The 11730-nt window shown below is 35.6% G+C and carries 3 protein-coding genes; all 3 read left to right on the top strand.

What is annotated here, in order from left to right; genetic code table 11:
- The first annotated feature begins 30 nt into the window (after positions 1–30).
- From DG435_RS06465 to DG435_RS06455, 3 genes are read left to right on the top strand one after another with little or no spacing between them, the layout of a single operon-like run.
- Positions 31–753 (top strand): hypothetical protein, encoded by a 723-nt coding sequence (locus DG435_RS06465; protein WP_106794150.1) that lies wholly within the window; start codon positions 31–33, stop codon positions 751–753.
- Positions 754–763: 10 nt separating this feature from the next.
- Positions 764–10996 (top strand): GH-E family nuclease, encoded by a 10233-nt coding sequence (locus DG435_RS06460; protein WP_159025704.1) that lies wholly within the window; start codon positions 764–766, stop codon positions 10994–10996.
- A 24-nt stretch (positions 10997–11020) separates the two neighbouring features.
- Complete coding sequence (locus tag DG435_RS06455) at positions 11021–11494, top strand: ankyrin repeat domain-containing protein (RefSeq protein ID WP_106794148.1); 474 nt, start codon at positions 11021–11023, stop codon at positions 11492–11494.
- Positions 11495–11730 lie beyond the last annotated feature (236 nt).

The raw sequence follows: 11730 nt of genomic DNA, 5'->3' as shown, positions 1-11730 counted from the left end.
CAGTATACAAAAAATCAAAAGATTAAGAATATGGCGATTATAGTCCGATATGGGATCATTATAGCTTTAGTGCTAATAGCAGGAACTAATAACGGTAAGGCACAAACACAAGAAGCTATTGCTGTTTTAGAAAAACTTCAGAGAGCTTATACTAAGGAATCAGGTTATGATATAAAGATGACTTACACTATGTATAGAGGATATACAGGAAGTAAGGTTACCGAAAAATATAATGGAACACTATATAAGAAGGGGAACACTTTTATAATGAAAGCTTTGGATATGGAAGCCTTACAGTTTCCAGAAGGACAATTAAGAATAGACCATAAGTCCAAAAATATATACTATACAAAACAATCAGGAAAAATAGAGAACCCCACAGATATATCTAAGATATTGCAGTTCTATATACCAGTTTCTCTAGTAAATAGACAAGGAATAGATATTATTGAAATGAATGTAAAAAGTCGTCAATTACCGATACCATTTCAAAAAGTAATTTTACATATACTTAAAGAAAAGAACACTCTATTAAAACAAGAGTTATACTTCGCTCAGAAAATGCCTTTTATTACAAATGAAGGGAAAGAAGAATATGATACAGCAAGGGTAGAGATCGAATTAGAAGATAATACAGACACAAAATCCATAAGGCAAAAAAAGCTTTCGGATTATGTAATTCGACAAGGAAACCAACTCATGCTTACCGATATCTATAGTACTTACACATTAATCGATCAAACTAATCCATAAGACTTACGCTATGTACAATTTAAAAAAACACATTTATAGGTATATTTTCGGGATAGCTATGATCATGCTTTCCTACAATGTCTATGCACAAGAAGAGCAAGTATTTGATGGTACAGTAATAAAGCAGGCACAACAAGTAGGAAATATACTAACGTATCAATCTTCTTTCCTAACAACTGCTACGGCAATAGACAAAGAACCATTTGCTTATGTTAACTTAAGCATATTACCAGATACAGCTCCATTTACCATCTATAAATTCTCTGTAACTATAGAGGTTACTCCTATAAAGGCAGATGGTATCCCAGCTAGCACCAGTCATACGCAAGAATTGTATGTAGAGCAAAATAGGGCATTAGGAGCAGGTAGTTACATCGATAAGCAACAGTACAACTTAAAGGGAGCCTATGGAGCACAGGTAAAAATATTAAAATATAGCTATGAGGATATAGAAAATAATATAGCTACTATAGAAAATGGAACAATCCCACCTAATATACAGCTAGCTATCGGGCATCAAAAAGAGCGTTTTGAACTATTAAACAATACAGTTCCTGTTTTGAATGTTACTCCTAAAGGAAAAGAGGTAGAGTTTTATTGGAAACATGTAGATGGAGCAAAAGAATATGATCTGGAATGGACTTGGGTAGATAATTATGGAGAAAATATAGTTCCGTTACGAGTAGATGAAGTGTATTTTACAGAAAAAAACTTTAGACAAAATAGCACGCGGGTTCGTATAAAACAAAATAATTACCAAATACCATTGGTGTATTCTCAAGGCTACTTGATTTATAGAGTGCGGGCAGTTGGATATTTTCTAGAAGATATATCCCGAGAAAAATTAGGAGAATGGACTAGTGGGGCATCGGTTAAAAATACTGTTGCAGACTGGCCTCATGTATTTGAGATAACAAAGGAGCTGGAACATGAGTCTGGCAAAAATTGGCAATTTCAGGCCTCGTATGCAGAAAACGGAAAAAAGAAAGAAGTAGTTAGTTACTTTGATGGAGGTCTTCGTAACAGACAAACAGTTACTACTATTAATACCGATCAGCATGCTATTATTGGTGAGGTAATTTATGATGCGCAGGGGCGTCCTGCGGTAGAAGTACTTCCTGTACCAACCAATGATGCAGAATTAAAATATTACCTTAATTTTAATACTGATGCCGAAGGGCATTTTTATAGCTATCAAGATTTTGACGAAAACCTTCAAAACATAATAGATCAGCCTTCTGCTGATAAACTTATGGGGGTGCAATCAGGAGCATCACACTATTATTCTACAGCAAATACCATTACGGGATCTTTTAAGAATAGAATACCTGATGCACAAGGACTTCCTATGTCTCAAATCGAATATACTCCAGATAATACAGGACGTATTCGCAGAAAAAGTGGAGTAGGACCAACACATCAATTGGGATCTGGACATGAGATGGAATACTACTATGGTACACCAGAGCAAAAAGAGTTAAATCGTTTGTTTGGTTACTCGGTAGGAAATGCAGTCCATTACAAAAAAAATATGGTGTTAGATCCTAACCGTCAACTAAGTATTAGTTATCTGGATCCGCAAGGACGTACCATTGCAACTGCTCTTGCAGGCTATAAGCCAGATCATCTAATTGGATTAGACGAAGAAAATGATGACACAGGATTACATAAACAAATCCGTACCGATCTTCTGGGGAAAATTAACCGTAGTGATACCGATAACAACGAAGATCATAATGCTATAAGAAGTACAGCCATATTAGGGAATCTGCAAGATCAATTATCCTATACTTCAGTCAAAACAGCCATACATCATGAAACCAGAAAATTTGTATACGATCTGATTCATGAACAACCCAATTTTGTTTTTAAAACTAAAATTACCGAAACAGACGAATGTGAAGTTACTTATCCTTTAGCATATAATTTAACTATAGATATTGTAAACAATGCAGCACAAAGTTTGATGACGAATCCAGTACAACAAACTTCTGTGGTTTTAGGAGGAACTAAAGGAAATACTTTTGCCTTGGATGAAATGGAAATTCCGATTAAAAGAGGAACCTTTAATATCACTAAAGATCTGGAGATTGATTCAGAAAAGTTGAAAGAATATGCAGACGATTATATTGCCAGATTACAGGATCCGAACGATCCTTGTTATGTAAAACAAGAAGATGTATCTCCTACGCCTTTACTGCTAGACGGATGTTTTACTAGTTGTGAAGAATGTGCTCAAAGTTTAAGAGGAGATTTTACAACCAACGAAGAAGCAAGACAAGCTTATGTAGACGATCAAATAGAAACTTATGACCCTGCACAATTAGAATTGTTGACAACCATAGAAATTCAGCAATTAGAAAATGCATTAGCAGCCCAATGGGATCAGGCGTTAGAAGCTTGTATGGCACCATGTTCTGATGGTAGTGTAGGAGCTAATGAAGATACCGCAGATTCAATTAGCTGTCAATCCAAAAAAGAACAGCTATTACAAGATATAAGTCCTTTAGGGCAATATGGAGCTGGAGTATCAGGGTCGACGACAACACTATTAAATATATTTAATACAGAAAACCGTTTGTTAAATACACAAGTAAGTGATGCGGTACATAATAGTTGGAGAAACCCCAGGCATGAAACCTATGATCCGCAACCATCCTCACAGACAGAATTATATACAAAAGGGCATTATTATGAAAAAGATGGAACGATTAGTTATATAACTATTCAAAAAAAGACTGACATTGATGAGGATGGGGTAGAAACCATTACATATACCCCTTCCATCATTGCCGATAGTCCTGTCCGAGAGGATTCAGAAAACCCAGAGCAAGTATTTGTAGAACCACAGTACTTAGAGCATGTTTCTGATATAATACATCCAGATACCTGGCAGGATAGTTGGGCAGTTTCGTTGATAACATACCACCCAGAGTATGGCTATTTAGCATACAGTACAGCAGTATGCGAATTAAAAACGCTTCGCTCAGGGACGAACAGTTATTTTAATCCTGATGGGTATGATAATTATCTAAAATCCATAACAACATTTAAAGAAGCAGTAGATGCAGGGGTTTTATCTAGCAATGGAACAACTATTGCCGATGAGGACCCTTATTTTACAAAAACATTACCAAATAACTTTGAGACCAGTGCATTATATACTGCCAGAAAATCTATTATAAAAGAAGCCTTAACAACAAACTATGATGGCTCTAAAGCATCCTTAATGGCTTCGGTATACAAAACTGCGATTTGTAACACCTTACAAGAGTGTAGTGTACCAGCAGGAGTACCAGCAGTGTATTCTGCAATTCAAAGATTGCCGATAGATAAACAAGATCAATTCTGGAACTCTTATAAGACCAATTATATGGGGCTTAAACAACGTATCCTGTCTACTTTTATGGATGCTTACGCCCTTAAAAGAGGGTTTTATAATGGTTGTATTGGAGTGTCAGAAGCACCAGTTAGTTTGATTGCTCGTTTAGATACTTATAACAGAAGTGCAATAACTCGCTTGCAAGCATATATAAGTAATACCACAGATAGACTTTGCCAATATGAAAAGTCCTCGGCCTATCAAAATAAACAAAAACGTTTTCAGCCTACCGATATGTACCACAATGCCGGGGCAACTCCAGAACAAGTATTGAACGATATTGCTGAGCAGGTAAACTACGAATATTTTATCAATACAGGCATCTGTCCGTTGGCAAGAGATTTAGAATTATACTGGGGTGGTTTTTTTAATGATCTCAATCAAAAAGGAGGAACGCCAAAAACACCTCTTGCATATACAGGGCAGTATTTTACGATGGCATTATTTGAAGAGTTAGGAGGTAGTTTCCCCGCATCGCAGGATGTTATTATTTCTGGTACAGTACATGGAAAAAAATATACTCAACAAATAGGAGTAGGTGCACCATTAGATCAGGGAGAGCAAACGCTTAGTTTACCAAATACCTTTTCACAAAGTTGGAGTACCTATGGACAACAATGGAGCATAACAAATATTAGTAAGATACATGCTACCTATAATACAACAGCAAAGGTATTTGAATACCAGTTATTGGCGCAGATAGAAGAAAATGGAGCTATAAAAGAGATTATTTTTAATGGCACTACCAAAGCTCGTATTGCCGAATGTAGTGTAGGAACCCCCAACGAAGTAGGACAATATTTGGGAACAGGAAACACTTGGGACGAATCCGGAGATTGTAACATAGAAAGTTATTTCTCTAAGTCTATGGTGAAATTACTGAACAAACTAATAGAATTAGGAAAGATTAATGCAACATCCTATGATATTGCACAATTAACAGAATATACCAATAGCTACTTAGCACAGTATTTTGGAGGAGGAACCAGTGTATTATGGAATAGCCTAGGAGGTGGTGTGTATACCTTGACTGTAGATGGAGTACAAAAAATGCAATGGAGTCTGGATACGATGCTTCCCGACCAGGGAACTATTAGTGCGGTAAGCTTTGGGTTAACAGAAGGGGTATCTAATACCATTATTGGACAAACCGTACAGGTCACTTGGTTAAATACCATAGAAACAGGAATCGCAAAAGTGGGTACCGTAGGTACTGTAGCCGAAAATGAAGAACGAATCCTTAATTTTTTATGTTGTGGGGATATTAATGATCACTTAACAACTGGAGATATAGTTTGTATTGATGACTCTCTAGAGCAACGATTTGGGGAGGATATGACCAATTTAATGAATGCCTTAATTGATAAAGGAAAAGCAACTACGGATAATCTTTTTCAATCTATTTCCTTGAAAGAATATCCAGAGTATACAACTTTATTACAAGATTTCTTCACATCAAATAGTGGGTGTTATGTTCCCGGTCCTAGTAATGTTTATGTTTATTGTGATTATCCTAAGCTTAATTATTCTAATCTGGATCATGTGTATGCTACTTTTGGGGATCAGAACGGAGGGTATAACTGTCAGTTTGAAATACGTTTTTCAGATATACAAGTTATTAGATTTGATATTAATACGAATATTAAGAACTTACATAAGGGGAATATCGTAGGTATTAAAAATAATTTTGGTGGTTATAATAACCCTAGACTTGCAAAGTTTATAATTTCTCATAAAGATGAAAATAATACTATTGTAGAAAGTGATACAAAAATTGTTGAATATCAAAAAGATAACATTAGACGAATTCATCCTACTAATTTATGGTTTGGTTGTGATTTATTAGATAAAGCTGAAAATTTACCATTACTACCAGACCCAGACGAATTAAAAAATGAAGATGTATCTGCTTGCCAAACAAATCCAGATCTGGAAAATCAATTTGAAGTACTAATTAAAAAAATATTTAATGCACAATTAGAGGCAACAAGAACAGGTACCAAAGTCCCTAAAGCAGTGTATGATGATCTGTTTTTAGGTTCTTTTCAACTTGGAGAAAGAATTAGAATAGGACTTGCTCCACAATACGAGGCTCATAATCCGCCATTAACATATTTTGATGATTTTGTTGGTTATTTTAGCAGGATATATGGCGATCCTTCTAGAATAGGCTTGATTCATAATAATACAAGACATTGGATATCATTTAGTGCAAATTATACACCTAATAGTTGGCCAACCGGATATCCAAATAATGGTTTTACCTATTTTAGACTTGATTTTGAAGAGGACTTTTATAATGTAGAAGAGATTTTGGATATAATGATTTTGGATTCGTCCAAATTCTCTTACTCCTCACTTTCCGGAGGAGTTAGTGCTTCAATACGATATAGAAATACAAGCGGTGAAATTATTTTAGCTAAAAATGTTATTTTATCAATTAGTCGGCGAGAACAAATTGATGGAAAATCATATAGTGTAGATTTTTCCCTTTGCGACCTATTAGCAGTAAGCTTAAATCCAACAGCGACCAGAAGTACTACTAATAATAGTAGTAGTACTCAAACAACTTCGTTTGATAAAAACACAAATCTATTAACTAGTAGACAAGCTACTAGGTTTACAGAAGTATCACAAATCACTTTTGCTGCTCGATTAAACGAACCTTGTGCAGAGCCTTGTTTACCACAACCTTTACCACCAGTAAGTTGTACAGATGCTTATGAGGTTTATAAAAACATTCTAATAAGAATAGGAGATACAGAGGAGAATTATAGTTCAGATGATTTCTGTAAATATCATTTGGGATATTTGGTGGCAGACTATGATCAGTACTTAAAAACTATGGGAGTTAGCGATACGCAATCTCTTTTCTATATGACCATAGCCGATTTTGGGGCAACCGATTTTAACTATGGATATAGGGATATGGTTAACGTGATCAATGCTTATAAGGCGCATACCAATACTACTGCAGTAGATAAACGAGATTCATGGCGTACTTTTACTGCCAATCACTTAGTACAATTACAACAAGGAGGGGCATGTATTCCTATCCCAAGTCCTTTTCCAGTAGATACGAGTGGGATTGAAGTGCCACAATCAGATCAGAATACCTGTGAGGAACTTACACGAAGCATTCATGCCAGTTATTCTTTGGATACCTATCAAGCATATTTAGAGGGGCAACGTCAGATGTTTATTAATGCCTACGTAAAGCATGCTATAGAAGGAGTAGTAGAGCATTTTGATATGCAATATTTTGATAAAGAATATCAGTATACACTATACTATTACGATCAGGCAGGGAACCTAATTCAGACCGTACCGCCAGAAGGAGTAAATCGTTTTACAGATGATCAGTTAGAAACCGATAGCGGTGCAGGGACTCTTAATGATCGTATCAATACCTATAGAGCAACCAACATCGATTTAGAGGAAGATGCATTGCTACCAGATCATAGCTTACAAACACGCTATAAATATAATGCCCTTAACCAATTGGTATGGCAATATACTCCAGATGGGGGGATTACTCGTTTTGCCTATGATAAACTGGGTAGAATTATAGCTTCGCAAAACGCAAAGCAATTAAAAAATAATACTTTTAGTTATACCCGATACGATGGTTTAGGACGTATTATCGAAGCAGGCGAACTAATTCCTAATATTTCTATTGCTATAGAAGCATCTACAGGAATACTAATCGATAGTACTACCAAAAACCGAGTAGCTATGGATAGCTATCCATATTCTATATCCAAGGAGCAACGCGAAGTAACCCGCACACAATATACCAAACCAGTAAGTCATGCAGCCGATATTTTTAATACCATAGGGGTATTAGACGCTACAGTAGAAGCACGCTCTCGTAACCGGGTAACCGCTATCTATTATTATGATACGGTTAAAGAAGGTATACAAACCCGGGATTATGAAAATGCGATCTACTATCACTACGATGTTCATGGTAATGTAAAAGAATTAGTACAGCATAATCGTATCCTCTCTCATTCTCAAGACATCCCTTTTTCAGGAACTAAAAATATAGAATACGAATACGATTTGATTAGTGGTAATGTAAATAAAGTATATTACCAGAAGGGGCAACAAGATCAATTTATACACCGATATACCTATGATGCAGATAACCGTATTGTAAAGGTAGAAACCTCTGCAGATGGATATATATGGGAGCAAGATGCACAATACGAATATTTTGCTCATGGACCACTAGCTAGAACAGTACTAGGAGATCAACAAGTACAAGGACAGGATTATACCTACACAATACATGGTTGGCTAAAGGGAGTAAATTCTGATAGTCTGGATCCTAAAGATGATCCAGGAGCAGATGGTACAGAAAAAACAGCAAAAGATGCCTATGGATATACATTAGGGTATTATGAAAACGATTACCAGTCAGTAGGATCTATCAACGCCTTTGTACATACTAATGCAGCTGCACAAAACCCAAAAGAGCTTTATAATGGTAATATAAAGCAGATGACTACCAGTCTGGTAAATACCAATGGGGCGCCACAAGGGATACAGATGAATCATTACCAGTACGATCAGCTTAATCGTATTAAAGATATGAAAGGTTATGATATCTCTAAAACAACAACACCACAAAACTATACCAGTGCGTATAGTTATGATCGTAACGGGAATTTAAAAAAGCTAAATAGAGTAACTGTTAATAAAAATGGCAATCAAGTAGATATGGATGATCTTACCTATCACTACTTGCCTAATAGTAATAAGTTGGATCATGTAGATGATGCAGTAAAAGGAAGTAGATTTAATGATCTAAAAGACCAGAAAGAAGGAAACTACCAATACGATGCCATAGGACAGTTACTAAGGGATGAAAAAGATAATATAGCCAATATCGACTGGCGCGTAGATGGTAAAATACGAGAGATTACTAAAAAAGATGGCGTGCGTATACGTTTTGTATATGACGGACTAGGTAATCGTATTGCCAAAGTAATGGCTATACCCGGGCAACCAGAAGAGGTTACGGTATATGTGCGGGATGCACAGGGTAATGTAATGGCAGTGTACGAGACGAATGAGTCCAACCCACAGGATATTACAGATCAAAAACAAATTACCTTAACCGAGCATCAAGTATATGGCAGTAGTAGACTAGGAGTAGAGAAAAAACATCTCGAATTGGTAGCTATACAACCAGAAACAACCAGTTTAATAACCAAAACGGTTGGAGACAAACGCTACGAATTAAGTAATCATTTAGGTAATGTATTAAGTGTAATTAGCGACCGTAAACTCTTACAAACAAGTATTAGTACGACACAGGTTGTTAATCAATATGATTTTGAAGGATGGATATCTATAGATGATGATTATAATTGGTTTAAAAATGGTAGAGCGCAAGTAACAACAAATACCAACCAATTAGTAGCATCGGTAGATGATCGTAACGACGGGATTGCACATTCTATGCTTACCGAACCAGATAAAGAGTATACGATCACCTATGATCTAGAATTAACTTCTTCTCCTGATATTAAGATTAAAGCATCTAATTTTGGAGAAATTCTACATGAAAAAATAGAGACTACCAACGGTGAAAAAACATTTACGTTTACAGCAGCAGGGGTAGTAACTATGATACAGTGGGTACGAACCAAAGATAAAGATGATATCACACAGGTGTTTGCTATAGATAATGTAGCGATATCTACAGAGGTAGCAGATGCTAATCCAACAATTGTTACTACCTTTGTGCCAGACGTTCTTACATTTAATGATTATTACCCGTTCGGGATGCTTCTACCTAATAGACATGGTAATAGTGGAGACTATAGATACGGATTCCAAGGACAGGAGAAAGATGATGAGGTTAAAGGGGAAGGGAATAGCTTAAATTATAGATACAGGATGCACGATCCTAGAGTGGGTAGATTTTTTGCCGTGGATCCATTGACAGCAAAATATCCACATTATACTCCATATTCATTTAGCGGTAATAAAGTAATTGCTTTTACTGAATTAGAAGGGCAGGAAGAATACTATTATTGGAATAGTATGCAGCAAAAAACAGGTAAAATACAGCTTGATTTAGTCCCTATCCTTTACAACCCTCCAGATATTTCAGAGTACGGGTTTTACACTACGCCTGAAGAAGCAAAAAAAGTAGGTCAATCTAGAGATAAAGCTTTTCAAAGGAAAATAGATATAGCGAAGCATCAGGCGGGACAAAAAGCAATGCAAGATTTTGCTAGACTAAGTAACCCTATATGGGTTGCTTTTGAGATGAGCCCGCTTGGAGGAGCAGCTTCTGCTATAAATAATTATTCAGAAGGTAATTATGGTTGGGGAACTCTTGATTTAGCTTTATCTGCTTTTGAAGTTAGAGCATTTTTTAATGCTAGAAGTTTAAGAGGATTAACTAGTAAAACAGGAAGTGAAATAGGTTTTTCTTCAACCTTTAGAATGCTTCCTGTTGAATTAAATGAATCAACTTTACGTCAAGTAGGGAGTATAGTTGAACGTATTTATAAGTCAAGGCATAGACCATCTTTTAGAAAAGGGGTAGTTGAAACAGTATGGTGTAATGCAGCTAAAGCTGATGTAAATGGAAATGTTTATGATCCAAATACATTTCAATTAATTCAGTGGGATCAAACTAAAAGTAGAGTAGGTCAATGGGATATGGGACATACTCCAGGAAACGAATGGCATGCATTAAGACAGAAGTATATTAATGGTGAGGTTACATGGAAGCAAGTGTTGGATGAATATAATAACCCATCAAAGTATGTGCCTGAATTACCTTCGTCAAATAGAAGTGGTGTTTATGAAGGTCAAGCGCGTCCTCAAAGAGAATAGAAGGTTATTTTAATATATATATAAATGGATTTATTTAGGCTTATAAGAGATAAAAAAATTAAAGACTTTATTACTAATTTTTCTCAAGAAGATTTAAATATTATAAACGAAAGTTCTTATAACTTACTTATGGTTTCAATATTTGAGGAGTTAAAAGAAATATCACTTTTTCTGATAGATAAAGGAATCGATTTAAATTATCAAGATAAAAAAGGACAAACAATTTTACATCATATAGCAATATATTTTGATAAAGAAATTTTGGAGACCTCTCTTAAAAAGAATATAGATATAAATCTAGTAGATATTTATGGTAATCAGGCTCTTTGGTCAGCAGTATTTAATGATAAAGGTTATGGTAAGAGAGCTCTGATGGTTAGTTTATTACTATCCCATGGAGCTAATCCAAACCATATTAATAATGTAAATAAATCTCCTTTACAAATAGCTGAATTAGCAGGTTATAAGGAAGTTTTTGAATTGATGATTAATAATTAACCTGCTGCCGCCCGAATGTAATTGCTATTGTTCGACCCCTGCTACCGCTCGAATGTGATGGCTAGTGCTCGACTCTGTCGGGTACCGTACCAGATTGGTAGTGAGAGTAAGAAGTAAATAAAATAAAGATAAAAGCTACTGTAACAGGTAGCTTTTATTGTTTTAAGAAATAAGGTTACTCAGGTTATCTTTTAGTTTTTTCTTAGAGATAGCGTATCACCTCATGCTTGCCCCGC

Source organism: Aquimarina sp. Aq78, assembly GCF_900299525.1.
Lineage (GTDB): Bacteria > Bacteroidota > Bacteroidia > Flavobacteriales > Flavobacteriaceae > Aquimarina.
Note: the sequence above shows the minus strand (reverse complement) of the source record. Positions and strands in the feature narration are given on the sequence as shown.

Bases quoted from the DNA above. Each gene is read 5' to 3' on its own strand.
- DG435_RS06465 (WP_106794150.1), top strand. From the start codon at position 31: ATGGCGATTATAGTCCGATATGGGATCATTATAGCTTTAGTGCTAATA.
- DG435_RS06460 (WP_159025704.1), top strand. From the start codon at position 764: ATGTACAATTTAAAAAAACACATTTATAGGTATATTTTCGGGATAGCT.
- DG435_RS06455 (WP_106794148.1), top strand. From the start codon at position 11,021: ATGGATTTATTTAGGCTTATAAGAGATAAAAAAATTAAAGACTTTATT.